General features: G+C 60.8%; 20 protein-coding genes. 15 read left to right on the top strand and 5 right to left on the bottom strand.

Features of this window, described 5'->3' with window-relative positions:
• The first annotated feature begins 14 nt into the window (after positions 1-14).
• The 6 genes from WDZ78_RS18835 to WDZ78_RS18810 all read left to right on the top strand — a co-directional run bounded on the left by WDZ78_RS18835 (position 15) and on the right by WDZ78_RS18810 (position 7,450).
• Positions 15-1,013: a glycosyltransferase family 2 protein gene (locus WDZ78_RS18835; RefSeq protein ID WP_425673879.1), complete on the top strand. Its 999-nt coding sequence runs from the start codon at positions 15-17 to the stop codon at positions 1,011-1,013.
• The gene (locus tag WDZ78_RS18830; RefSeq protein WP_425673878.1) at positions 1,010-1,954 is read left to right on the top strand and encodes a glycosyltransferase; all 945 of its coding nucleotides are present in this window, start codon (positions 1,010-1,012) and stop codon (positions 1,952-1,954) included. Before WDZ78_RS18835 ends, WDZ78_RS18830 begins: the two co-directional genes overlap by 4 nt.
• A complete protein-coding gene (locus WDZ78_RS18825) occupies positions 1,954-2,949 on the top strand; it encodes a glycosyltransferase family 2 protein (RefSeq protein ID WP_020010044.1) in 996 nt (331 codons plus the stop codon). The genes WDZ78_RS18830 and WDZ78_RS18825 overlap by 1 nt, the downstream gene beginning before the upstream one ends.
• 67 nt (positions 2,950-3,016) lie before the next feature.
• Positions 3,017-3,922: a UTP--glucose-1-phosphate uridylyltransferase gene (locus WDZ78_RS18820; RefSeq protein ID WP_026363575.1), complete on the top strand. Its 906-nt coding sequence runs from the start codon at positions 3,017-3,019 to the stop codon at positions 3,920-3,922.
• A gap of 107 nt (positions 3,923-4,029) precedes the next feature.
• Positions 4,030-6,378, top strand: coding sequence for a polysaccharide biosynthesis tyrosine autokinase (locus WDZ78_RS18815; RefSeq protein ID WP_020010046.1), 2,349 nt, complete (start codon positions 4,030-4,032; stop codon positions 6,376-6,378).
• A 127-nt stretch (positions 6,379-6,505) separates the two neighbouring features.
• Positions 6,506-7,450: a 2-hydroxyacid dehydrogenase gene (locus WDZ78_RS18810; protein WP_425673877.1), complete on the top strand. Its 945-nt coding sequence runs from the start codon at positions 6,506-6,508 to the stop codon at positions 7,448-7,450.
• Positions 7,451-7,474: 24 nt separating this feature from the next.
• On the opposite strand, the gene WDZ78_RS18805 is transcribed toward WDZ78_RS18810, so the two are convergent.
• Positions 7,475-10,450: a PAS domain-containing protein gene (locus WDZ78_RS18805; protein ID WP_425673876.1), complete on the bottom strand. Its 2,976-nt coding sequence runs from the start codon at positions 10,448-10,450 to the stop codon at positions 7,475-7,477.
• 364 nt (positions 10,451-10,814) lie between these two features.
• On the opposite strand from WDZ78_RS18805, the gene WDZ78_RS18800 reads away from it, so the two are divergent.
• The 3 genes from WDZ78_RS18800 (at position 10,815) to WDZ78_RS18790 (ending at position 13,967) form a co-directional block, all read left to right on the top strand.
• Positions 10,815-11,813, top strand: coding sequence for an ABC transporter substrate-binding protein (locus WDZ78_RS18800; protein ID WP_020010049.1), 999 nt, complete (start codon positions 10,815-10,817; stop codon positions 11,811-11,813).
• 212 nt (positions 11,814-12,025) lie between these two features.
• Positions 12,026-12,913 carry an ABC transporter permease gene (locus WDZ78_RS18795; RefSeq protein WP_425673875.1) on the top strand — a complete coding sequence of 296 codons (888 nt, stop codon included), beginning with the start codon at positions 12,026-12,028 and terminating at the stop codon, positions 12,911-12,913.
• The gene (locus WDZ78_RS18790; protein ID WP_425673874.1) at positions 12,906-13,967 is read left to right on the top strand and encodes a quaternary amine ABC transporter ATP-binding protein; all 1,062 of its coding nucleotides are present in this window, start codon (positions 12,906-12,908) and stop codon (positions 13,965-13,967) included. Before WDZ78_RS18795 ends, WDZ78_RS18790 begins: the two co-directional genes overlap by 8 nt.
• On the opposite strand, the gene WDZ78_RS18785 is transcribed toward WDZ78_RS18790, so the two are convergent.
• Positions 13,959-15,203, bottom strand: a complete 1,245-nt coding sequence (locus WDZ78_RS18785) for a TIGR03862 family flavoprotein (protein WP_425673873.1) — start codon at positions 15,201-15,203, stop codon at positions 13,959-13,961. The genes WDZ78_RS18790 and WDZ78_RS18785 overlap by 9 nt on opposite strands.
• A gap of 53 nt (positions 15,204-15,256) precedes the next feature.
• Between WDZ78_RS18785 and WDZ78_RS18780 the strand changes: the two genes are divergently transcribed.
• The 3 genes from WDZ78_RS18780 (at position 15,257) to WDZ78_RS18770 (ending at position 17,288) form a co-directional block, all read left to right on the top strand.
• Positions 15,257-15,844, top strand: coding sequence for an IMPACT family protein (locus WDZ78_RS18780; protein ID WP_425673872.1), 588 nt, complete (start codon positions 15,257-15,259; stop codon positions 15,842-15,844).
• A 140-nt stretch (positions 15,845-15,984) separates the two neighbouring features.
• Complete coding sequence (locus WDZ78_RS18775; protein WP_425673871.1) at positions 15,985-16,653, top strand: pseudouridine synthase; 669 nt, start codon at positions 15,985-15,987, stop codon at positions 16,651-16,653.
• A gap of 8 nt (positions 16,654-16,661) precedes the next feature.
• Entirely contained in the window at positions 16,662-17,288 is a 627-nt protein-coding gene (locus WDZ78_RS18770) for a class I SAM-dependent methyltransferase (protein ID WP_425673870.1), read from the top strand.
• Here the strand turns inward: WDZ78_RS18770 and WDZ78_RS18765 are convergent, their stop codons facing one another.
• Positions 17,289-17,474 carry a hypothetical protein gene (locus WDZ78_RS18765; protein ID WP_425673869.1) on the bottom strand — a complete coding sequence of 62 codons (186 nt, stop codon included), beginning with the start codon at positions 17,472-17,474 and terminating at the stop codon, positions 17,289-17,291.
• Positions 17,475-17,657: 183 nt separating this feature from the next.
• On the opposite strand from WDZ78_RS18765, the gene WDZ78_RS18760 reads away from it, so the two are divergent.
• The gene (locus WDZ78_RS18760; protein ID WP_425673868.1) at positions 17,658-18,887 is read left to right on the top strand and encodes a PQQ-dependent sugar dehydrogenase; all 1,230 of its coding nucleotides are present in this window, start codon (positions 17,658-17,660) and stop codon (positions 18,885-18,887) included.
• Positions 18,888-18,974: 87 nt separating this feature from the next.
• Entirely contained in the window at positions 18,975-19,991 is a 1,017-nt protein-coding gene (locus tag WDZ78_RS18755; RefSeq protein WP_425673867.1) for a DNA topoisomerase IB, read from the top strand.
• Between the two features lie 3 nt (positions 19,992-19,994).
• Here WDZ78_RS18755 and WDZ78_RS18750 read toward each other — a convergent pair whose 3' ends face one another.
• Both WDZ78_RS18750 and WDZ78_RS18745 read right to left on the bottom strand, forming a co-directional pair.
• The gene (locus WDZ78_RS18750) at positions 19,995-20,717 is read right to left on the bottom strand and encodes a response regulator transcription factor (protein ID WP_425673866.1); all 723 of its coding nucleotides are present in this window, start codon (positions 20,715-20,717) and stop codon (positions 19,995-19,997) included.
• Position 20,718: 1 nt separating this feature from the next.
• Positions 20,719-21,954 carry a GAF domain-containing sensor histidine kinase gene (locus WDZ78_RS18745; protein WP_020010059.1) on the bottom strand — a complete coding sequence of 412 codons (1,236 nt, stop codon included), beginning with the start codon at positions 21,952-21,954 and terminating at the stop codon, positions 20,719-20,721.
• A gap of 304 nt (positions 21,955-22,258) precedes the next feature.
• On the opposite strand from WDZ78_RS18745, the gene WDZ78_RS18740 reads away from it, so the two are divergent.
• Positions 22,259-23,275, top strand: coding sequence for an ABC transporter substrate-binding protein (locus WDZ78_RS18740; RefSeq protein WP_003508476.1), 1,017 nt, complete (start codon positions 22,259-22,261; stop codon positions 23,273-23,275).
• Positions 23,276-23,355: the final 80 nt, after the last annotated feature.

The following is a 23,355-nucleotide window of genomic DNA, read 5'->3' as shown; positions in this document are numbered from 1 at the left end:
GTAGGGGGCAAATCATGGAAGGTCTTGGTCATTCCGGCATCAGAACGCTGATCGTCATACCCTGCCTCAATGAGGCGAAGACGATCGAGGGGCTGCTTGTCAAATTTACCGGTGCGATGCAGGGACGTCTCTTCCGCATCGTGGTTGCTGATGGCGGCAGCACGGATGGGACCCGCGATATCGTTTCCGCCTTTGCCGCAAAGGACGATCGCGTCACGCTTCTCGCCAATCCGAAGCGCATCCAGAGCGCCGGCATCAATCTTGCCGTCGCCACCTTCGGCGAGGATTTCGATTACCTCATCCGCATCGACGCCCATGGCGATTATCCCGATGATTATTGCCAGCGGCTGATCGAGGACGCCGAGCGTACCGGCGCTGATTCCGTCGTCGTCGCCATGGATACGGTCGGCCACGGCCTGTTCCAGAAGGCGACGGCCATCGCCCAGAATTCCAAGCTCGGCAATGGCGGCTCCAAGCACCGCGAGGGCGCGAAAGGCCACTGGATAGACCACGGCCACCACGCGCTGATGCGGATCGCCGCTTTCGATGCGGTGGGCGGTTATGACGAGAGCTTCAGCCATAACGAGGATGCCGAACTGGATTTCCGGCTGCGCAAATCCGGTTTCCGCATCTGGATGACCGACAAGACCCGCATGACCTATTATCCGCGCGCAAGCGTCATGCCGCTCTTCAGGCAATATCTCGCCTATGGCCGCGGCCGGGCGAAGAACCTCCTGAAACATCGCTCGATCCCGAAAATCCGCCAGATGATTCCGCTCGCCGTCCTGCCGGTTTTCATTCTCGCGCTGCTGTCGCTCGTGCATTGGGCCGCACTTATTCCGCTCGGCCTCTGGATCGCCGCATGTGTGGGTTATGGCTTGTGGATGGCAATAGGTCAGCAAAACCCATACGGCCCGCTCGCCGCCTTTTCGGCGATGGTGATGCATCTGGCCTGGTCCACCGGCTTCTGGCTGGAACTCCTGACATTCCGGGGAAGAAAGGCTGTCTCATGACCGACAACACCGTCACCGGCACGCAAAATCTCAAGACCATCGATATCGGCATCTGCACCTACAGACGCCCGGCGCTCGTCGCCACACTTCTGTCACTCTTCGAGCTGGACGTGCCGGAAGGCGTGAAAGTTCGCCTGATTGTGGCCGATAATGACGAGGAGCCGAGCGCCAGGGCAAGCGTCGATCGCCTGCGTGAAACCGCGCCCTTCGAGATCACCTATGTTCATTGCCCGAAATCGAATATTTCGATTGCCCGCAATGCCTGCCTGTCGGAATGCCAGGCGGACTATCTGGCCTTCATCGATGATGACGAGACCGCGCCGCCGCATTGGCTGGCCGCCCTTCTGGAAAAAGCCGACGAGACCGGTGCGGAAACCGTCCTCGGCCCCGTAACGGCGGTTTACCGGGACAATGCGCCGGGCTGGATGAAACGCGGCGATTTCCACTCGACAGTTCCGGTGTGGGTGAATGGCGAGATCATCACCGGCTATACCTGCAACACGCTGCTCAAGATGGATGCGCCTTCGGTGAAGGGCCGGCGCTTCGCGCTGGCGCTCGGCCAGAGCGGCGGCGAGGACACTCATTTCTTCTCGCATCTTCACGCCGCCGGCGGCCGCATTGTCTTTGCGGAAGACGCCGTCTTGTCGGAACCGGTTCCGGAAAATCGGGCAAGCTTCATGTGGCTTGCCAAACGCCGCTTCCGCTCCGGCCAGACGCACGGCCGGGTGCTGGCTGAAAAGAAACCGGGTGCACGCCGTGTGGTTCAGGTGCTGAAGGCCGGTTCGAAAGTGCTGTATTGCGGCGTATTCGCCGCCTTGAGCGGTTTCAACGCCGTGCGCCGCAACCGTTATGCGCTGCGTGGCGCGCTGCATATGGGTTCGATGAGCGGCGCCTTCGGTGTGCGCGAAATCCGCCAGTATGGCGCGGTGGAGGCGACCTGATGGAAAATCTCACCTCCCCGCCCGATATCAGCTTCGTCATCGCCGCCTATAACGCCGCCGATACGATCGAAGCCGCCGTTCAAAGCGCGCTCGACCAGCAGGGTGTGACGCTGGAGGTTATCGTCGTCGATGACCGTTCCGCCGACGATACCATCCCCTTCGTTGAGGCGATTGCCGCCATCGACCCTCGCGTCCGCCTGCTTGCGCTGGAAGAAAACCGCGGTCCGGGTGGTGCACGCAATGCCGGCATCGAGGCCGCGACGGGACGCTGGATCGCCGTGCTCGATTCCGACGACGTCATCCGCCCGGAGCGTTCCGCCTGCATGATGTGCCGGGCGGACGCCGCCAATGCTGACATCGCTGTCGATAATCTCGACGTGGTCTATACCGACGGCAGACCGATGGAGACGATGTTTCCGGAAGAGTTTCTGGAGGAACGATCCGCCCTCACGCTCGAGGACTTCATTTCCTCCAACATCCTGTTCCGTTCCACCTTCAATTTCGGCTACATGAAACCGATGTTCCGGCGCGATTTCCTCAATAGCGAGGCACTGCGCTTCCGCGAGGATATCCGCATCGGCGAGGATTATATCCTGCTCGCCTCGGCGCTCGCCGCCGGCGGCCTCTGCGTCATCGAACCGAAGCCGGGTTACATCTACAATATCCGCGAAGGCTCGATTTCGCGCGTGCTTGAACTTCATCACGTCGAAGCGATGATGCGGGCGGATCAGGAATTCCTGAGCCATTACACTTTGCTGCCCGCCGCCATGGATGCGCAGCAGGCGAGAAGCCGCAGCCTGCGGCTGGCGCATAATTTTCTGACATTGGTGGAAAACATCAAGAGCCGCTCGGTACTCGGCGCCTTGAAGACCACAATTCGAGATCCGGCCGTGCTGGGGCACTTAAGAATGCCGATTGCAGTGCGGCTGAGGAGGCTGCGGGACGCGATGTTTGCGCCCGGAGCGAATACAGGGGTGAAAAGACAGATTTCGTGAAATTGACGCGTAGACGAAATCTGCGCGGGGACTGGGGACAGATCAAACCTTGATGAAGGAGAACGCGATGGACCTGAACAAAACTGTCAGAAAAGCCGTCATTCCCGTAGCTGGCAACGGCACACGGTTTTTGCCCGCCACCAAGGCGATGCCGAAGGAAATGCTGACGATCGTGGATCGTCCCGTCGTGCAATATGCCGTTGACGAGGCCATGCAGGCCGGCATCGAGCACATTATTTTCGTCACGAGCCGCAACAAGACCGCCATCGAAGACTATTTCGACAGCGCGCCGGAACTCATCAATACGCTCACCCGCTCCGGCAAGACCGTGCAGGTGCTGCAGCTTGAAAAGATGCTGCCGGTTGCCGGCACCGTCAGCTATACGCGCCAGCAGGTGCCGCTTGGTCTCGGCCACGCCGTCTGGTGTGCGCGCGAACTGGTGGGCAAGGAGCCTTTCGCGCTGCTTCTGCCTGACATGGTGTCCTATGGCGCACGCGGCTGCATTGCCGGGCTGATGGAGCTTTACGATGAAGTCGGCGGCAATATTCTCGGCGTCGAGGAATGCCTGCCCGAGGAAGTATCGTCCTATGGCGTCGTCGGCGTCGGCCAGAAGGTCAATCACGGCTTTGCGGTCACCGAAATGGTCGAAAAGCCGGAACCATCCAAGGCGCCTTCGAATTATTACCTGAATGGCCGTTACATCCTGCAGCCGGAAATCTTCGACATCCTCGCCAAGCAGGAGCGCGGCGCGGGCAATGAAATCCAGCTGACCGACGGCATGAAACGGCTTGCGGAAAAGCAGTCTTTCCATGCGCAGAAATATAGCGGGCGCACCTTCGACTGCGGCAGCAAGCAGGGCTTCATCGCCGCAAACGTCGCCTTCTCGCTGCTGCGCGCGGACATGGAAGCCCAGGTTCTCGCTTCGGTGAAGGAACTGGTGGCGAACCACGAAAGCCGCGTCCAGGCGGCCTGATTTTAATCGCGCCGCCGGGGGAGGCGGCCGGCGCACCAATAACGGGAGGCGGGAAGGCGAGTTTGCTCGGCTTCCCGCGTACCATTTTTAATTCACAAGGTAGGTCCATGCACCACAAGACCTTTAAATCCAATATTGGTTTTCCGGAGTCCGGCAAGGATTCCGACACGTTCATCGACCTCGACCGCCTGTGGGCCGCCGTGGTGCGTCGTGCCAATGTCATTGCCGCCTCCGTCATTGCAGCCGTGGTTCTGGCCGGCCTTTATCTGGTGCTTGCGACCCCCGTTTACACCGCGATGACGCAGGTGCTGCTGGATGAAAGCCTTTCCCGTTATGCGGAAGAGGAATCGCCGGTGCCCGCCGCCCAGATCGTCGATAACCGCATCGCCAGCGCCGTGGAAATTTTGAAATCCAAGGAAATGGCGCTGACAGTGGTCGACAAGGCGAGACTCGATGAGAATGACACCATCGTCAATCCACCGATGTCGCCGGTCGAACTCGTCAAAACCTCCGTGCGTGGTATCCTTGATCTCGTCCTGCCGGGCGACCCACCCGTCTCCGAAGCCGCAATCCGCGCCGGACGCCGCGAAAAGGCCGCCGCCGTGCTGCAGCAGTCCTTGACGGTGGAACGTGTCGGACGCAGCTCGGTCATCGCCATTTCCACCCGCTCGACCGACCGCCAGCTGGCAGCGCAGATCGCCAAGACCTACGCGCAGGCTTACCTCACCGAACAGCTGAACGCCAATTTCGACGCCAGCGAGCGCGCTTCTGTATGGTTGCAGGAACGCATGACCGACCTCAACCAGCGCGCCCAGGCCGCCGAGCTTGCAGTTCAGAAATACAGGTCTGACAACAATATCGTATCCTCACGCGGTGAGCTTATGTCGGAAAGCCAGCTTGCCGATCTTAATGGCCAACTGATTTCCGCACAGGCGGATGCAGCTACTGCCTCTGCCCGCTACAGCCAGTACAAGTCGATTATCGACCGCGGGCCGGAGACAGCTGTCGACAATGCCGTCGTGTCGGCCCGTGATACCGACAACTCGGTCATTCAGGATTTGCGCAAGCGCTACATCACCATTTCCGACAGGCAGCGCGGCATCGTCCAGCAATTCGGCGCCGACCATCCGCAGGCGGCCGCGCTCGACGCCGAGAAAAAAGAGATTTCGCAGCAAATCTTCCAGGAATTGCAGCAGCTGACCGGCAGCTTCAAGAACGAGGTCGACGTTGCCAATTCGCGCGTGCAGTCGTTGCGTGACAGTATCGACAAGGTAGCTGGTCGCAATTCTCAAGCCAACATCACCATGGTGCAGCTGCGTGAACTCGAACAGCGGGCAACGGCGTTGCGCACGCTCTACCAGTCCTATCTCGGCCGCTTCGAGGAAGCGTCGCAGAAACAGTCATTGCCGATCGCCAAGGCGCGCATCATCTCCGAAGCGGGCCTGCCGACATCGCCTTCCAGCCCGAAAAAGACCATGACCATGGCGCTTTCGGTCGTTCTCGGCCTGATGCTGGGCGGCGGTATCGCAGCGCTTCTCGAGTTCCGGGATCGCTTCTTCCACACCGGCAATGACGTGCGTGACAATCTGCGCATGCGCTTTCTCGGCTACCTGCCCTTCATCGGTGAAAGGGGTGTGGAAAACGCCAAGGCCGGCACCAGCGCCGCCACCCCCGGCGGCGAACATGCCACGCTTGACGAAAGCGGGCAGGTCTCGTTCCAGAAAATGCTGCGCCTTGCCGTCGACAGCCCGCGCTCCAGTTTCGCGGAAACGCTGCGCAACGTGAAGCTGACCGCGGATGTCGTCATTCAGGAACGTCAATGCCGGGTCATCGGCGTCATTTCCTGCCTGCCGAACGAAGGCAAGTCGGTCGTGGCGCTCAATCTCGCCGGTCTGATCGCCTCCACCGGCAAGCGCACCCTCGTCGTCGATGCCGATATCCGCAATCCCGGCCTCAGCCGCATGCTGACGACGCGGCAATCCGCCGGTCTGGTGGAAGTTGTGCTCGATGAAATTCCGTGGACGCAGGCGGTAAAGGTCGATACGCGCACGAAAATGGGCATCCTGCCGGTTTCGACCAGCAACCAGTTCGCCCATTCGAGCGAGTTGCTCTCCTCCTCCGGCATGCGCAAATTCATCGATTCTGCCCGTGAGGCCTGCGATTACATCATCGTCGACCTTGCGCCCGTCGTCCCCGTCATCGACGCCAAGGCCTTTGCACCACAGGTGGACGGTTTCGTCTTCGTCACCGAATGGGGCAAGACGCCGATCCAGATGGTGCAGAACCTGATGGCCAACGAGCCGCAGATCGCCAACAAGACGCTCGGCATCGTGCTCAACAAGACCGACATGACGGAACTGCAGCGTTATGCCGGCCCCGGCGGTTCGGAGCATTATCACGAGAAGTTCTCGGCCTATTATGGCGATGCGAAGCCGCCGGTGAAGGAAGAGGCGTAATCGTGAAACGGCCCGGTGAAAACCGGGCCGTTTTATTCTGTGGAAGATTCGAACGATAAACCCATGGCATTGCCCCCCGAAATTGCGCATTGATGGCGGAAAGCCAACCGCAAGCAGGACCAATGCCATGCCATCACCCATCGCCTTTGTTTCACGGATGAATGCGGAGACGGAAGCCGTCTGGAAACAGGCGCTGCGCGCCGCCATGCCGCAGGAGAACATCCTCTCCTTCTCCGAATTGACGGGTGAACAGCGACGGGCAGTGGATTTCGCCATCGTCGCCAATCCCGATCCGGCCGACATTGCGGCACTTCCGGGCCTCACATGGATTCACAGCCTGTGGGCGGGCGTCGAGCGGCTGGTGCTGGAGCTGGGCGACAAGGCTCCCCCCATCGTCCGGCTGAAGGACCCGGAGCTTTCCCGCGTGATGGCCGAAGCCGTGCTGGCATGGACCTATTATCTGCAGCGCGACATGCCGGCCTATCGTGAAAACCAGCAAAAGGCCGTCTGGCAGGAGCTGGACTACCGCCATCCCGGCGAGATGACCATCGGTCTCCTCGGCCTTGGAGCGCTTGGCACCGCTGCAGCCGAACGCCTCATCCATGCGGGCTTCAACGTCGCCGGCTGGAGCCGCTCGGCCAAGGTGATCGAAGGCGTGGAAACGCTGACCGGCGATGCCGGGCTGCAAGCCCTGCTGGAAAAAAGCGACATTCTCGTCTGCCTCGTCCCGCTCACCGACGCGACGCGTGGCCTTCTCGATGCTGGCCGTCTCGCCGCAATGAAACAGGGGGCGGCGCTCATCAATTTCGCCCGCGGTGCGGTCATCGTCGCCAACGACCTGATCGCGGCGCTCGATGCCGGCCGCCTTTCGCATGCCGTTCTCGATGTCTTCGAACAGGAGCCGCTGCCGACGGCTTCGCCATTCTGGCAGCACCCGAAAGTCACCGTTCTCCCGCATATTTCCGCGCCGACAAGCCGGGAGAGTTCGGCCCGGATCGTCGCGGGCAATGTCCGCGTATGGCGTGAGACCGGCAGGCTGCCGGAAACGGTTGACATGATCAGAGGTTACTAAGCCGGCCACGAAGCGGCAGGCGGACTATTCCGCCACCGCGCTCTTTGCCGTGTGGGCCTGTTCGACGGCCGAGACGATCTGCTGTTCGTCATAGGGCTTGGTCAGCAGCACCGCGCTTTCGGGCGCCCCTTCCGGCAGATGGCTGTCGCCCGTCGCAAACACGATGGCAAGCCCCGGCTTGCGGCGCAGAGCCTCCACCGCTAGCTCGCCGCCCTTCATGTCTGGCAGACCGAGATCGGTGACAAGAACGTCTATGGGATCAGCCTCGATCACCTTAAGGGCCTGGGCCGCATTTTCGGCCTCGACGACCGCAAAGCCGCTATCCGACAGCATTTCCGTCGAATTCATCCGGATCAGCTCGTCATCTTCGACCAGAAGGACACGTATGGACTGGTTTTCGTTTTCGACAGTCCTCACCGGTTCGGAAGGCTTGGAATAACCCGGCGCAGCTGCCGGCCGCGCTCTCGACAGGGAAACCTGCTTGCGGTTGGCAATCACATGGCGGATGCGCCGCGCCAGCGCTTCGCGCGTATAGGGCTTGGAGAGAAGCTCCACCCCGGCATCCAGCTTGCCGCCATGCACGATGGAGTTTTCGGTGTAACCGGAGGTGAAGAGAACGGCGAGATTGGGCAGCCGTTCCTGTGCGCGGCGCGCCATTTCCCGACTTTTCAAAGGCCCCGGCATTACCACGTCGGTGAAGATGACATCGATCGGAATGCCGCTTTCCACCACCGTCAAACCGGCCTGCGCATCACGGGCGGTGAGCACGCGGTATCCGAGATCGCTCAGCGTCTCGACGACGGTGTTGCGCACTTCCTCGTCGTCTTCCACCACAAGAATGGTTTCCGTTCCGCCCTCCACCGGGCCGGTCGGCATCACTACTTCCCGGTCCTCATCGGCGGCGGAGCGCGGCAGATACATCTTCACCGTCGTGCCCTGCCCCACCTCGCTATAGATGTTGACGTGGCCGCTGGACTGTTTTGCAAAACCATAGACCATCGAAAGGCCGAGACCGGTGCCCTTGCCCTCCGGTTTGGTCGAAAAGAACGGCTCGAAGACCTTCTCAAGGATTTCCGGCGACATGCCCGAACCCGTATCGGTGACGGCGAGCATGACATATTGCCCCGCCGAAACCTCCGAATGCTTGCGGGCATAATCGCGGTCAAGCACCGCATTGCCCACTTCAATGGTCAGCTTGCCTTGCCCTTCCATGGCGTCGCGCGCATTGATGGCGAGATTGAGAAGCGCATTTTCCACCTGGTTGGGATCGGCATAGGTATTCCAGAGGCCGCCCGAGGTGATGACCTCCACCTCGATCGCCTCGCCGAGCGAACGGCGAAGCAGATCGTCCATGCCGGTCACGAAACGGGAAATATTGATGACGCGCGGTTCCAGCGCCTGGCGGCGGCCGAAGGCCAGCAGCTGGTTGGCCAGCTTTGCGCCGCGATGGACGCCGGCCAGCGCATTTTCCAGCCGCCTTTCGGCGCGCTCATTGCCGCTCACATCCTTGGAGAGCAGTTGCAGATTGCCGGCGATCACCTGCAGCAAATTGTTGAAATCATGCGCGACGCCGCCGGTCAGCTGGCCGATGGATTCCATCTTCTGCGCCTGTTGCAGGGCCTTTTCGGTCTGGCGGCGCTCCGCCATTTCCGCTTCGACACGGGCTTCAAGGCCTTCATTCAATTGCCGAAGCTGCTCTTCCGCCCGGATGCGGTGGCGAATTTCGCGCTCGAGATTGCTGGCGTGTTCCTTGAGCGTATCCTCGGCACGCCGCTGCTCGGTTATGTCGGTGTGGACGCCGACCCATTCCGCAATCGCGCCGGACTTGCCAAAAATCGGCACGCCGCGGATCGAAAAAGTACGGTAGACGCCGTCATGACGGCGCACGCGGTGCTCCCAGACATAGGTCGACTTTTCCGCGACCGCGCTGTTCCAGCTTTCGACAGACCCCTGCCTGTCCTCCGGGTGGACGGCGTCCGCCCAGCCAAAACCCTGATATTCTTCCGGCGTCTGGCCCGTCAGCGTGGCCCAGGCGGGCTGCTCGCCCAGCATCCTGCCATCGGCGCTGTTGGTCCACAACACGCCGTGCACCGCATCCACCGCCGCACGGAAACGGTTGTTGCTGATGAGGATTTCCTGTTCCGAGCGCTTGCGGTCCTCGATATCGATGATCAGCACATAGATGCCATCGATGGAGCCATCCGTAATATAGCGCGGCACATAGCGGATTTCGGCGGCGCGCATGGTGCCGTCTGGCCTGTGGATCACGGTGTCGGAAACGATCTTTTCACCGGCGAGCGCGCGGTCCAGATAGGCCCTGCGCGCCTCGAAAAACGCCTCGCCGACGATTTCGGGAACGCTGCGGCCGATCACCTCGTCGGCGCGGCGGCCAAACCATTCCAGATAGCCGTCATTGGCGAATTTATAAACGTAATCACGATCGACATATCCGACCAGAATGGGCAGGGCATTGGTGAGCCGGCTTAGTTCCTTGCGGCTCTGCTCCAGCGCCTCCACGGCCTTCACCTTGTCGGTATTTTCAAGCACGGTGCATAAAACGCCGTCCACCGTGCCGCCCTCATTGTAGATCGGCGTGTAGAACAGATCGAAGATCACCTCTTCCGGCAGGCCATGTCGCATCAGCGTCATCGGCTGGTCGCGATAGGCCATGACCTCACCGCGAAAACCGGCTTCCAGAATACGGCTGTTCCAGTCCCATATTTCCGGCCAGATGCCGGGCACCGTTCCGCCCAGTGCCTGCGGGTGATAATTGCCGGCGATCTCCGCATAGCCGTCATTGTAGATCATCACATGATCCTTGCCCCACATCAGCACCTGCGGAATGGGGGAATTGACGACTGAATTGGCTTTTTGCCTCAGATTTTGCGGCCATTCGCAAATAGGACCCAGCGATGTCTTCGACCAGTCGAAGCGGCGCACAAGCTCACCCGTTTCACCACCACCGATCGGCCATACCGGGGCAGCACGAAGATTGGTCATTCAACATCACCACAAAAACCGAGAGAAAATCTCCCGTAATACAGAACAGGATAAAAGTCCAAGAAAACAGAAACTTCCGCTTATTGTTCCCAAGCTTTTGAGAAAATTGAAAAAGTTCCATCACTGCGTAAATGTCGCAGGACGAGTACAAAACCATCAGACATTTCAGCACCTTCGTACCAGAACTTTCTCTAATATATCCCCGCGATCCCGCCTTCGTTTGACGATTGCCATCCTCAATACGCCAGAAATTGCCGCAAACGGGATGGCGACAAAGGAATTATTAAGCCTCAATAAGGGTGCTGGCGGTCGCGGTGCCGTCGGCGCCCGGGTCTTCGCCACACCGCGACCAGAGGGAACAAAAATGAAAATACTTTTGGGTGCCACAATTCTTTCCGCCGGCTTCGCCTTTTCAGGCGGCGCAGCCTATGCCGCCGACTGCGGAAACGTGACAATCGCCAGCATGAACTGGCAATCCGCCGAAGTTGCCGCCAATCTCGATAAATTCATTCTTGAAAAGGGCTATGGTTGTTCCGCCGAAATCGTGACCGGCGACACCGTGCCGACATTGACCTCCATGGCCGAAAAAGGCCAGCCGGATATCGCGCCTGAGGCCTGGGTCAGCCTGCAGCCGGAAATCGTCAAACAGGGTCTGGAAGGCGGCAAAGTGGTCGCGGCCGCAAAAATCCTCTCCGATGGCGCTGTTCAGGGCTGGTGGATTCCGAAATACGTCGCCGAAGCCAACCCCGATCTCAAGACCATTCCTGATCTCTTCAAACACCCCGAACTCTTCCCTTCGCCCGAAGACAAGTCCAAGGGCGCCGTGTTCAACGGCCCGCAGGGCTGGGGCGGCACTGTCGTTACCGCGCAGCTGTTCAAGGCTTTCGGCGGTGAAAAGGCAGGCTTCACCCTCGTCGACACCGGTTCCGCTGCGGGCCTCGACGGTTCCATCGCCAAGGCTTACGAAGCCAAGCAGCCCTGGGTCGGCTATTATTGGGCGCCCACCTCGCTTCTCGGCAAATACGAGATGGTGAAACTCGGTTTCGGCACCGAATATGACGCGGCCGAATGGAAGCGCTGTACCTCCGTCGCCGATTGCGCCGATCCCAAGCCGAACGCCTGGCCGATAGACGACGTACAGACACTGGTGAGCAAGACATTTGCCGATCGTGCCGGCCCCGCCATGGATTATCTCAACAAGCGCGCCTGGACCAACAGCACCGTCAACAAGCTGATCGCCTGGATGACGGATAACCAGGCGACCGGCGAAGATGGCGCCAAGCAGTTCCTGAAGGAAAACGAAGCTCTCTGGAAGGACTGGGTTTCTCCCGAGGTCGCGGAAAAGGTCAAGGCCGCCCTTTAAAAGCCGGTCCTTACATATCTGCCCGGCAACCGGCGTTCGCCAGCGGCGACGCCGCACCGGCTCCGAAACGCCCAAGGCTTTCGGTGGCGATGCGCCGGTTCAGCAGAGCGTTCCGCCCTGCATCCTGAAGGATGCGCGGCGCTCTGGCGATTTTACTCCCGGAGTGCGGAGGATATCGATTCCCGCCTCCGGTTCGTCATGGAGAACAGGATATGGAATGGCTTTTCAAATTTCCGACCATGAATGACGATGCTCTTCGCGCGATGAAAAAAGTCATCGACGAGGGGTTCCGGGGTTTCACCCGAACCTATGGCGGCGCAATCGAGGGGCTGTTTACCCCCCTTCAGAGCTTCCTCATCTGGGCGGAAAGGCTTTTGATCGGCGCACCCTGGCCGGTCGTTATTCTTATTGTCGGCGCGCTCGCCTGGTTCGGCAGCCGCAGCGCCACCATTGTTTCGCTGTGTTGCGGCATTCTCTTCGCCATCGGCTGGTTCGGCATGTGGGAAGACACGATGAAGACGGTCTCGATGATCTTCGTCTGTGCGGTGCTGTCCATCGTCGTCGGCCTGCCGATCGGCATCGCCATGGCGCGCTCCAACCGCCTGCAGAGCGTGGTCAATCCCGTTCTCGACGTGATGCAGACGATGCCGAGTTTCGTCTATCTCATTCCCGTCGTCATGCTGCTCGGCATCGGCCGCGTGCCTGGCGTTATCGCCGTCGTCATCTATGCCATTCCGCCGATGATCCGGCTCACCAATCTCGGCATCCGCATGGTCGACCACGACGTGCTGGAGGCTGCCGATGCCTTCGGCTCCTCGAAGCGCCAGAAGCTTTTCAAGGTGCAGCTGCCGCTCGCACTCCCCACCATCATGGCCGGCATCAACCAGACCATCATGATGGCGCTCGCCATGGTCGTCATCGCCTCCATGATCGGTGTGCAGGGCCTTGGCCAGCCGGTACTGAAGGCCATCGCCAACCAGTATTTCACGCTCGGCGTGTTCAACGGGCTTGCCATCGTCGGCATCGCCATCATCTTCGACCGCATCAGCCAGGCCTATGGTCTTCGCCTGCAAAAACACCGGGAAGTGGCGCATGGCTAGTCAATCGATCGAAATTCGCAGCCTTTACAAGATTTTCGGCCCCAAGGCGGCCAGCTATGTCGACCCCGTCAAGGCCGGCATGTCCAAGGCGGATCTCAATGCCAAACATGGCCACGTGCTCGGTCTGCGTGATATCAACATCACCATGCCAGGCGGGCAGATCACCGTCATCATGGGCCTGTCCGGCTCCGGCAAATCGACGCTGATCCGCCACGTCAACCGGCTGATCGACCCGACCGCCGGCGAAATCCTCTATGGCGGCACCGATGTCTGTCGCCTCAACGAAGCGGATCTGCTGGAATTTCGCCGCCACAAGACGGCAATGGTGTTCCAGAAATTCGGCCTCTTGCCGCACCGCAACGTGCTGCAGAATGTCGTCTATGGCCTCGAAGTGCAGGGCGTCGACAAGCGCGAACGGGAGGAAAGGGCGGAAGTCTGGATCAGGCGCGTCGGGCTGGAAGGCTTCTCCAACCATTATCCCAACCAGCTTTCCGGCGGCATGCAGCAGCGTGTGGGTCTGGCGCGGGCGCTCACCAACAATGCCGAAATCCTTTTGATGGACGAAGCCTATTCGGCGCTCGATCCTCTCATCCGCGTCGACATGCAGACGGTGCTCCTGGAACTGCAGAAAGAACTGAAGAAGACCGTGGTCTTCATCACCCACGATCTCGATGAGGCCCTGCGGCTGGGAGACAAGATCGCCATTCTGCGCGATGGCGAAATCATCCAGCAGGGCACGGCTGCCGAAATCGTCATGTCGCCGGCTGACAGCTATATCGAGGCCTTCGTGGAGGAGGTCAATCGCGGCCGGGTCATTCGCCTCGGCGCCATCGTCCAGCCGGAATTTTCCGGCCAGTCGCGGCTTCAGCTCAATGCCGATATGACCGTTGAAGAGGGCCTGCGCGCGCTCGTCCGGGAAAATGTCAGCAGCGCCACGGTCGTTGGAGAAAATGGCAAGGCGCTCGGCGCCGTCACCACCGACGCCATCATGCGCTGCCTCGTCAGAACCGCTTCGGGTGAGGAAACGGGCGCGGCAGAACGGCTCTCAGGCTGAGCCTTCAAGCCACGCGGCCATGCCTTTTGCGGCGGCCTTGCCGGTGGCGAAACAGGCGGTGAGCAGATAACCGCCGGTCGGCGCTTCCCAGTCCAGCATTTCCCCGGCAGCGAATATGCCGGGGAGCCTTTCCAGCATGTAGCTTTCATCAAGGCCGCTCCAGGCGATACCGCCGGCAGACGAAATCGCCTCGGCAATCGGTCTCGCCCGCAAAAGCGGTATCTCCGCATGTTTTATTCTCGCGGCGACAAACTCGTCCGGCATGGCGGCGATATCGGGAAAGATTTCTCGCAGAAGCCCCACCTTCACCGCCGACAGGCCGGCCGCCTTGCGCATGCGGTTTGCAAAACTCTCCTTCCGGCCGAGCTTCCCCAGATCCAGGCTGAGGCGTTCCACCGTACGCGCCGGCGCAAGATCAATCGCGAGCGATACTTTGCCCGCCTGTGCCAGCCGGTCGCGCAGGGCGGCGGAATGGGCATAGATCACGCTGCCCTCAATGCCATGCTTGCTTATCACGAATTCGCCCTGAAAGGCTCCTGCCGGCGAAATGGTGACCGTGGATTTCACCGCTTCACCCGCAAAACGCTCGCGGAAGACATCACTCCAGTCAACGTCGAAACCGCAATTGGCCGGGCGGAACGGGGAGAGCTCGACGCCTTTGGCCGCAAGCGCCGGAACCCATGCGGCATCGGAGCCGAGACGCGGCCAGCTGGCGCCGCCCAGCGCCAGCAGCACGGCATCGGCTTTGATAGTGATCTCGCCCTCCGGTGTCGAAAAAACCAGGTGCTCGCCGGAAAAACCCGTCCAGCGATGCCGCGTCCTGATGGTTACGCCCTGCGCCTCCAACCGGGCGAGCCATGCTCGCAGCAGCGGCGAGGCTTTCATGACCATGGGAAACACCCGGCCCGAGGTGCCGACAAAGGTTTCCTGCCCCAGCCCCTGCACCCAATCGCGCAGCATGTCAGGCGTGAAATCATCGAGGGCCGCACGCAGCTGCGGTTCCGCCTCGCCAAATCGCTGACGGAAACTGTCATAGTTTTCGGCATGGGTGATGTTGAGGCCGGATTTTCCGGCCATCAGCAATTTGCGCGCCACCGTCGGCATCGCCTCGAACACCGTCACGGCATGGCCCGCGGCCGAGAGCACCTCTGCCGCCATCAGCCCCGCCGGCCCGCCACCGATAACAGCAACCTGCCTCGCCTTCCTCAAAACCTTCTCCATCGCCATCTTCGCCATTCCGAGCCTTATACCGATTTCCGCATGCGAATATATGCGTTATTGAAACGCCCATGTTCACGCTCGACCGCCCCGTCACCTTTTCGCAGGATATCAAGAAAAGCCGCTTCATCGCCTTTGCCGCGCCGGTGACGGGCGAAGAGGATGCGAAGACCTTCCTTGCGGCACATTCCGATCCCGACGCGAACCATAATTGCTGGGCATGGCGAAACGGCCAGACCTATCGTTTCAGCGATGACGGCGAACCCTCGGGAACAGCCGGGAAACCGATCCTTCAGGCCATCGACGGCCAGGCGCTGGATAATGTCGCCGTTCTCGTCATCCGCTGGTTCGGCGGCATCCTGCTCGGCAGCGGCGGGCTCATGCGCGCCTATGGCGGCGCGGCGGCGGCCTGCCTGCGGTTAGGCGAGACGTCACCGGTCATCGCTTACGTCAGCGCCACGCTGAGCTGCCCCTTCTCCGATCTGGCGCTGGTGAAATCACGCCTCTCCGCCACGCAGAACCTGCGGCTGGAAAGGGAGGATTTTACCGGCGCCGGCGCGGATATGCTGCTCTCGGTTCCGGCCGAGGAGGCCGAACGGCTCACCCGGCTTCTGAGCGACCTGACCAGCGGGCGCGTCAATCTCCATATTCCCGACTAGAGTGTTTTCGCTTTTCTTCGAATTGCGAAAACACTCTAACTCTTTGTTTCGACGCATTTCCCGACGGAAAACCGGAGTCCACTTTTCCTGGAAATGCTCTAGCGCCTGTCCGAATGCGCAATTCGTGCTAAGGAAACGACATGTCACGCGAGCTTTCCAACCCCGTCTATAATCCGCCACTCGACCCCTGGCTCACCATCGTGCACCGCGACGACGACCTGCTGGTGCTCGACAAGCCGAGCGGGCTTCTCTCGGTGCCGGGGCGCGATCCGGCGCTTTCCGACAGCCTGATGACGCGCGTGCAGAAACAGTTCCCGAAAGCACTGATGATCAACCGGCTGGACAAGGACACGTCAGGCATCGTGCTGATGTCCCTGAACCGCAGGGCGCATGCGGCGATTGCGTCGCAGTTTGAAAACCGCCAGACGCGCAAATCCTATGTCGCCATTGTCTGGGGAGAGGTTGCCGGAGAGGCGGGAGAAGTGGACCTGCCACTCGCCATCGATCCCGAAAACAAGCCCCGCCACCGGGTCGACCACGAAAACGGCAAGCCCGCGCAGAGCCTTTGGCGGGTGCTGGAACGTTTGCCGCTTCCGGCAACGCGGCTGGCGCTGACCCCCCTCACCGGCCGCACCCACCAATTGCGGGTGCATATGAAGGCGCTTGGCCACCCCATTCTCGGCGATGAATTTTATGCCGAGGGCGAGGCGCTCGCCGCCGCACCGCGCCTGATGCTGCATGCCGAAGAGATTGGCTTCCGTCATCCGGATGGGCGTGACGTCACCTATACCGTGCCCTGCCCGTTCTGAGGTCGCAGATGAAGGAACAAAACGAAAGCTTCGTGGTGGATTTTGTCGGCGGTGCGGTGGGCCACCGTTTCCGCTCCGGCGAAGGGCGCGGACAGGCTCTGCCCAAGGCCGCGGGTTTCACCAAAGGCCGAACGCCAAAAATCATCGATGCCACGGCCGGGTTGGGGCGCGATGCCTTCCTGCTCGCATCCCTCGGGGCTGACGTCACCCTCATCGAACGCTCAGCGGAAATGCATGCCCATCTCGCCGATGGCATTCGCCGCGCCCTGGAAGCGGGCGGCGCCTATGCCGAGGCGGCAGCGCGCATGACGCTGCTCAACGGCGATTCACGCTATCTGCTGAAAGAGCTTTCACCCGAGGTGGTAATTGTCGACCCCATGCATCCGCCGCGCCACAACACGGCGCTGGTGAAGAAGGAGATGCGGGTGCTGAGAGAACTGGTTGGCGCCGACCCGGACCAGGTGCAGCTGATGGAGGCTGCACTGGAGAATGCGACGAAACGGGTGGTTCTGAAATGGCCCCTGCGCGCCGAGCCGATGCCGGGCATTCGCAAGCCTTCGCATCAGATAATGGGAAAAAACACCCGTTATGATGTCTTCATGATCTTCGGAAAATCTCTCGACGAGGAGGAATGATCAGCGGAAGCTCGGCTTGCGCTGCGCATTCATCAAAAGCTCGTGCCGCGAGGCGAACTCGCCGAACAGCTTTCTGAGACGGGCCTCCTCCGCCTTGTCCAGCCGGTAACGCCGGCAGAATTCCGCGACGTTCAGGATCGGTCTGGTTCTGTTGCCGTCTATGGCCTTGTTGTCGATGATCTGCATGGCGCCCTCCTCATAACAGAGGCCAAACGTCACTCGCGCCTTGCGGTTCCCTATGAATTCGCATGGATGAGAAAAGAGCATGCAGCCTGCACACGGATTGATCAAGTTTTCTTGAAACTATCGCAGGAAACGAAATCCTCCCCAAATGGTTCTCTGCCTGATGTAACGATGGAAGGGAGACCCATGTTCCACAACAACCGACTTCTGAGTTCGACGATCCTGTGCGCGCTGCTCGCCGTGCCCTTTGCTGGCGCTGCACACGCCCAGACCGCCCCGGCTGCCGAAACGAAACGGCCGAATGCGCCGGATCAGAAGCCGGCTTTTGAGGGCCAGACACGCGCGCCGCAGGCCGCTTCCCAGCCGAATGTCGAAAAAACCATCGTCGCCGAGGGCCTGCCGCACCTGTGGTCCATGGAATTCCTGCCGGATGGCCGCATGCTTGTCGCCGCCAAGGAAGGGGCCATGCATATCGTCACCGACGGCAAGGCCGGCCCGGCGATTGCCGGCGTACCGGAGGTGGCGTCCGACGGACAGGGCGGACTTCTCGACATCGCGCTCGCTCCCGATTTCGAAACATCGCGCACCGTCTTCTTCTCCTTTTCCGAACCGCGCGATGGCGGCAACGGCACCTCCGTCGCGTCAGCCAAGCTGACCGAAGATGGCGACGCCGCGAAACTGGAAAATGTCTCGGTGATTTTCCGCCAGATGCCGACCTATGACGGCGACAAGCATTTCGGCTCGCGCCTCGTCTTCGGACCTGAAAACGAGCTTTATGTTACCGTTGGCGAGCGTTCGGACTCAAAGCCGCGCGTGCAGGCGCAGGATCTGTCGAGCGGGCTCGGCAAGGTCTTCCGCATCAATGCTGAAGGCAAGGCCTTTGAAGGCAACCCCTTCGCCGGCCAGCAGAACGCCCTTCCCGAAATATGGAGCTATGGCCACCGCAACCTGCAGGCCGCGGCACTTGATGGCCAGGGCAGGCTCTGGACCGTGGAACACGGGCCAAAGGGCGGCGATGAGCTGAACCTGCCCAAAGCGGGCCTGAATTACGGGTGGCCGGTCATCACCTATGGCGTCGAATATAGCGGCCGGTCGGTTGGCGAAGGCGCTACCGCCAAAGAAGGCATGGAGCAGCCGGTCTATTATTGGGACCCGGTCATCGGCCCCTCCGGCATGGCCTATTATGACGGCGACCTTATTCCCGAATGGAAGGGCGCCTTCATCGTCGGCGGTCTGGTGAGCCAGGGCCTCGTCATCCTGCACATCGACGGCGACAAGGTTGCGACCGAAAGCCGTCTTCCCCTTGAGGCGCGTATCCGCGACGTGAAGGTCGGGCCTGACGGCGCGGTTTATGCCGTAACCGAGGGGCGCGGCGGTGGTGAATCGCAGATTGTGCGGATCGCCAAGGCCGGCTGAGAAAACTAACGACCGGAACGACAGGCCGCCGGAACGAAGGCGGCCTGTTTTTCGTTTGCCGCAGCGTGAAACCTGCCGGAAAAAACGATGCCACAACCAGCCACCCGCCTTCTTGCAAAAATCGGACTTGCCTATGTCAACGATCAGGAACCGGGTATTTCCCGCGAAAAACGCGGGCGCGGTTTCTGTTACCGCCTGCCGGGCGGCGAGCTTCTCTCCGACAGCGTCGAACTGAAACGCATCAAATCGCTCGGTGTGCCGCCCGCCTATAAAGACGTCTGGATCTGCATCGACCCATCAGGGCATTTGCAGGCCACCGGCTTTGATGCGCGCGGGCGAAAACAGTATCGCTATCACCCCGACTGGCACGCGCTCAGGGGCGAAACGAAGTTCTTTCAGCTCAAAAGCTTCGGCAAGGCGCTACCCGCCATCCGCCGCCGCGCCATCGCCGATATCGAAAAGCAGGATCACGGGCAGGAGATGACGCTTGCCGCGCTCACGCTGCTGCTTGATGCCGCCTATCTGCGCGTCGGCAACCGCTCCTATCTCGAAACCAACGGCACCTATGGCGCAACCACATTGCTCAAGCGCCATGTGTCTTTCGGTGAAACCATCGAGTTGCGGTTTGCCGCAAAGGGCGGGCAGAAGGTGAAGCGCCAACTGCGCCATCCCCGCCTGCAGAAAATCCTCGAGGAGATCGCCGACCTGCCCGGCAAGGAGCTGTTTGTCTGGCAGGACAGCGAAAACCGGGTGCATTCCGTCGATTCAAGTGATCTCAACGCCTATCTTTCCCGCATCGGCGGCCAAGGCATTTCCGCCAAGACCTTCCGCACCTGGGGCGGAACGCTCGCGGCCTTCTGCAACGCGATGGAGCATGTGGCTTCAGGTGAAAAACCGAGCATAAAAGGCATGTGCCAGGCGGCGGCGGTCGAGCTTTCCAATACGCCCGCCATCTGCCGCAAGAGCTATGTGCATCCCGCCGTTCTCGATATCGCCACGGAGGAGAAAGCGCGGAAGAAGCTTGGCCGCATCCTGAAGGTCGGGGCAAAACCCGTCTCCGGCCTCAGGGCGGATGAAAGACGGCTGCTGGCCTTCCTGCCCTGAGGGTCAGCGGTTTCCCGCCCATTCCGCCAGTTCGCGCTCGGCCCTTTCCAGCGCGCTGTAATTCAAAAGCTTGCGCAGAAAAGCGACGGTGACGGCGCGGGTTCGAAGATTATATCGCCCTTCCGCCTCGTCATCGCCGGCTGCCTGATGCACGTTCAGTTTCTCATACAGGTTTTGCAGGCGGTTCTGCACGCTGCGCAGTGACAGATTACGGCGGCGCGCAATCGCCTTGTCAGTGAGGCCAAGCGCGACATCGACAAGGATTTCATATTCGGAATCGGTAAAGCCATGCGCCTTGCCGAGGCTCTTTTCCTGCAACCCGCGCACTTCCCGGTCGATCACGCATTGCGCCTCGATGAAGATGCTGCGCAACGCCAGCCGCAACCGGTCGTCGGATGCCGATTTCAGCACGTAACCGTAAGCGGCGCCCTCCGGCACGATGCGGGAGACACCACGCACATAGGCCTCGTCGGAATAGTTGGACCAGAACAGGATGCGGGTGTCCGGCCGCTCCTTCCAGATGGTGCGCGCCGCCTCTATGCCGTTGCGCTCGTTCATCTGCAAATCCATGACGATGTGGGCCGCGCGATTTTCACGCGCCAGCTTTTCGCCGGTTCTGCCGTTGGCCGCCTCCAGCACATTGTCGCATTCCGGCAGGGCGGCTCTCACCGCCTCGTTCAGATAGGCGCGGTGCAGCGCATCGTCCTCAACGATCAGCACGTCCATGTCACAACTCCTCCCGCCGGTCGAAAGCATCCGCCGGCAAGGTCACGGTGATGCGGGTGCCCGCCCCTTTGCCATTGCCGCCAATATCGAACCTGGCTGAAATCAGCCGCGCCCGCGTCTTCATGTTGCCGATGCCGAGGCCGCCGGAGGCCCCGCCTTCGCCGCCGCCGCTGCCGTCATCACTCACCGTCACGCGCAAGCCGCCATCGATGGCGACAAGCGTTACGGCAATGGTTTCCGGCTGGGCATGGCGAATGGCATTGTTCACTGCCTCCTGTACGATGCGGAACAGCGATATCGCCACCGTCTTGTCGAGCCTTTCCACCAGCCCTTCCGTCTCATCGCTCACCGACCAGTCGATTGCCGACCCGCTATCGCGCACGGAGCGGTCCACATAGGTCTCGATGGCCTCGACAACGCCGAACAATTGCAGGATGGAGGGTTTCGCCTCCTCGATGATTTCACGCAGATCCTGCATGCAATGCTGCAGGCTGCGCACCACCGGCTCGAGCATTTCGCCCGAAACGTCCGGGGCATGGCTCATACGTTCGATGCGCCGCGCCAGCCGGGTCAGGTCCGCCAGCGTCTGGTCGTGCAAATCCATGCCGATACGCTGCCGCTCGGCCTCCAGAGCCTCGGTCAATTGCAAGGCGCCCAGCCTCAAACCCTCCTCGCGGGCATTGGCGCGCGCCTCTTCAATGGCCGAGCGTTTGGCCTGCTCGGCGGCACGGATGGCATAGAAATAGGGCGCCAGCAGATCCGCAACCGCGCGGGCATTCGTCACATCCTCCATCGTATAGGCGTTCGACTGGTGCGACGAGCAACTGAGCGCGCCAATGATGTCGCCATGCACCTTCATCGGCACATGCAGACGGCTATGCAGATTAAGTTCGATGATCGGGCTGGAAAACGCCCCTTCGAAGTGGAAGCGAGGATCGGAGCAGGCGTCACCGCTTAACAGGTGCTCGACCTCGCCTGACAGCAGCGAACGGATCGGGCTGCCGGTGAGAAGGGCGGGCGGCTGCCGGCTCCAGGCGCTGACGAGACCGCTCTCATAGGCGATATGATATTTGTCATCCAGCTGCTTGATACAGACATCCATATGGTCATGCGGGATGATATGGCTGATCTCGGTGGCGACCGCCTGGATGATGGCATTAAATTCCAGCTGCCCGGCAAGCAGCCGCGAAATGCCCATATAATGGTGAAAAAGAGCGCTTTTCGGCGTATCCAGCATGTGCGGACGCCCTCCCAAGCGTCTGCCTCCGACCTCTGCGGCGAAGTTTGAACCCATTGGGTGCCGCATCATTCATTCTGCGCCCGGCAGTGGCGTTTCGTCCTGCGGGTTCCCGCAAGCTTTCTGCGGAAACCCGCAGGAAGATTGCCGCGATCCGCCTATACAAGCCAAATCTTCTTGGTCATTCTCGCTTCTACTGGGGAAAGGAGCTCCAGTGCAAAGGAATTCCGCCTGCCGCCGAGGAGATTTGCGGCGCGCAAGGATTCCGGGCTCGAAAAGGGCAAGCCACGAGGGAGGAAATCAAATGGCTTTCAGGAAGATGCTTTTGGCATCGGCCGCTGTCGCATGCGCAGCTCTGCCGATCACCGCTCATGCCGACACGTCGGCCAAAAAAATCGCGCTTTCAAACAATTACGCTGGCAATTCCTGGCGTCAGGCGATGCTGACCAGCTGGGACAAGATCACCAAACAGGCGGTTGCCGACAAACAGGTTGCCGCCGCAGACGCCTTCACGACCGCCGAAAACCAGGCAACCGAACAGGCGGCGCAGATTCAGAACCTCATTCTTCAGGGTTATGACGCCATCGTCATCAACGCCGCTTCGCCGACCGCGCTTAACGGCGCTGTCAAGGAAGCCTGTGACGCCGGCATCACCGTCGTGTCCTTCGACGGCATTGTCACCGAACCCTGCGCCTGGCGCATCGCCGTGGACTTCAAGGCGATGGGCGCAAGCCAGATCGACTATCTCGCCAAGGCCATGCCGAAGGGCGGAAATCTGCTCGAGATCCGCGGTCTGGCCGGCGTTTCGGTCGATGATGAAATCCATGCCGGCATCGTCGACGCCGTCGCCAAGAACCCGCAGTTCAAGATCGTCGGTTCCGTCAATGGCGACTGGGCGCAGGACGTCGCGCAGCGCGCCGTCGCCGGCATTCTGCCGAGCCTTCCCGAAGTCGCGGCCGTCGTGACGCAGGGCGGCGATGGTTACGGTGCAGCACAGGCTTTCGCCGCCGCCAAGCGCCCGACACCCACCATCGTCATGGGCAACCGTGAAGACGAGCTGCAATGGTGGAAACAGCAGAAGGACGCAAGCGGCTACGAGACCATGTCCGTCTCCATCGCTCCCGGCGTCTCGACACTCGCTTTCTGGGTGGCGCAGCAGATCCTCGACGGCAAGGACGTGAAGAAGGACCTGACCGTGCCTTTCCTGCGCATCGACCAGGGCAACCTTGAGGAAAATCTCAAGACGACCCAGAAAGGCGGCGTCGCGAATGTCGAATATTCGCAGGAAGACGCGCAGAAGGCCATCGCATCGGCCAAATAGGCCGGATCGGCTTAGAGCCTGAATATTGCGGCGCTCCCGGAACGGGCGCCGCAATAGCCACCGATATTATCCGATTTTCA

The sequence above is a fragment of the Agrobacterium sp. M50-1 genome, from assembly GCF_049843495.1.
GTDB lineage: Bacteria > Pseudomonadota > Alphaproteobacteria > Rhizobiales > Rhizobiaceae > Agrobacterium > Agrobacterium radiobacter.
Note: the sequence above shows the minus strand (reverse complement) of the source record. Positions and strands in the feature narration are given on the sequence as shown.

What these genes read in the sequence shown, in the direction of transcription:
- WDZ78_RS18835 (WP_425673879.1), top strand. Translation starts at nt 15, where the DNA reads ATGGAAGGTCTTGGTCATTCCGGCATCAGAACGCTGATCGTCATACCC.
- WDZ78_RS18830 (WP_425673878.1), top strand. Translation starts at nt 1,010, where the DNA reads ATGACCGACAACACCGTCACCGGCACGCAAAATCTCAAGACCATCGAT.
- WDZ78_RS18825 (WP_020010044.1), top strand. Translation starts at nt 1,954, where the DNA reads ATGGAAAATCTCACCTCCCCGCCCGATATCAGCTTCGTCATCGCCGCC.
- WDZ78_RS18820 (WP_026363575.1), top strand. Translation starts at nt 3,017, where the DNA reads ATGGACCTGAACAAAACTGTCAGAAAAGCCGTCATTCCCGTAGCTGGC.
- WDZ78_RS18815 (WP_020010046.1), top strand. Translation starts at nt 4,030, where the DNA reads ATGCACCACAAGACCTTTAAATCCAATATTGGTTTTCCGGAGTCCGGC.
- WDZ78_RS18810 (WP_425673877.1), top strand. Translation starts at nt 6,506, where the DNA reads ATGCCATCACCCATCGCCTTTGTTTCACGGATGAATGCGGAGACGGAA.
- WDZ78_RS18805 (WP_425673876.1), bottom strand. Translation starts at nt 10,450, where the DNA reads ATGACCAATCTTCGTGCTGCCCCGGTATGGCCGATCGGTGGTGGTGAA.
- WDZ78_RS18800 (WP_020010049.1), top strand. Translation starts at nt 10,815, where the DNA reads ATGAAAATACTTTTGGGTGCCACAATTCTTTCCGCCGGCTTCGCCTTT.
- WDZ78_RS18795 (WP_425673875.1), top strand. Translation starts at nt 12,026, where the DNA reads ATGGAATGGCTTTTCAAATTTCCGACCATGAATGACGATGCTCTTCGC.
- WDZ78_RS18790 (WP_425673874.1), top strand. Translation starts at nt 12,906, where the DNA reads ATGGCTAGTCAATCGATCGAAATTCGCAGCCTTTACAAGATTTTCGGC.
- WDZ78_RS18785 (WP_425673873.1), bottom strand. Translation starts at nt 15,203, where the DNA reads ATGGCGAAGATGGCGATGGAGAAGGTTTTGAGGAAGGCGAGGCAGGTT.
- WDZ78_RS18780 (WP_425673872.1), top strand. Translation starts at nt 15,257, where the DNA reads ATGTTCACGCTCGACCGCCCCGTCACCTTTTCGCAGGATATCAAGAAA.
- WDZ78_RS18775 (WP_425673871.1), top strand. Translation starts at nt 15,985, where the DNA reads ATGTCACGCGAGCTTTCCAACCCCGTCTATAATCCGCCACTCGACCCC.
- WDZ78_RS18770 (WP_425673870.1), top strand. Translation starts at nt 16,662, where the DNA reads ATGAAGGAACAAAACGAAAGCTTCGTGGTGGATTTTGTCGGCGGTGCG.
- WDZ78_RS18765 (WP_425673869.1), bottom strand. Translation starts at nt 17,474, where the DNA reads ATGCAGATCATCGACAACAAGGCCATAGACGGCAACAGAACCAGACCG.
- WDZ78_RS18760 (WP_425673868.1), top strand. Translation starts at nt 17,658, where the DNA reads ATGTTCCACAACAACCGACTTCTGAGTTCGACGATCCTGTGCGCGCTG.
- WDZ78_RS18755 (WP_425673867.1), top strand. Translation starts at nt 18,975, where the DNA reads ATGCCACAACCAGCCACCCGCCTTCTTGCAAAAATCGGACTTGCCTAT.
- WDZ78_RS18750 (WP_425673866.1), bottom strand. Translation starts at nt 20,717, where the DNA reads ATGGACGTGCTGATCGTTGAGGACGATGCGCTGCACCGCGCCTATCTG.
- WDZ78_RS18745 (WP_020010059.1), bottom strand. Translation starts at nt 21,954, where the DNA reads ATGCTGGATACGCCGAAAAGCGCTCTTTTTCACCATTATATGGGCATT.
- WDZ78_RS18740 (WP_003508476.1), top strand. Translation starts at nt 22,259, where the DNA reads ATGGCTTTCAGGAAGATGCTTTTGGCATCGGCCGCTGTCGCATGCGCA.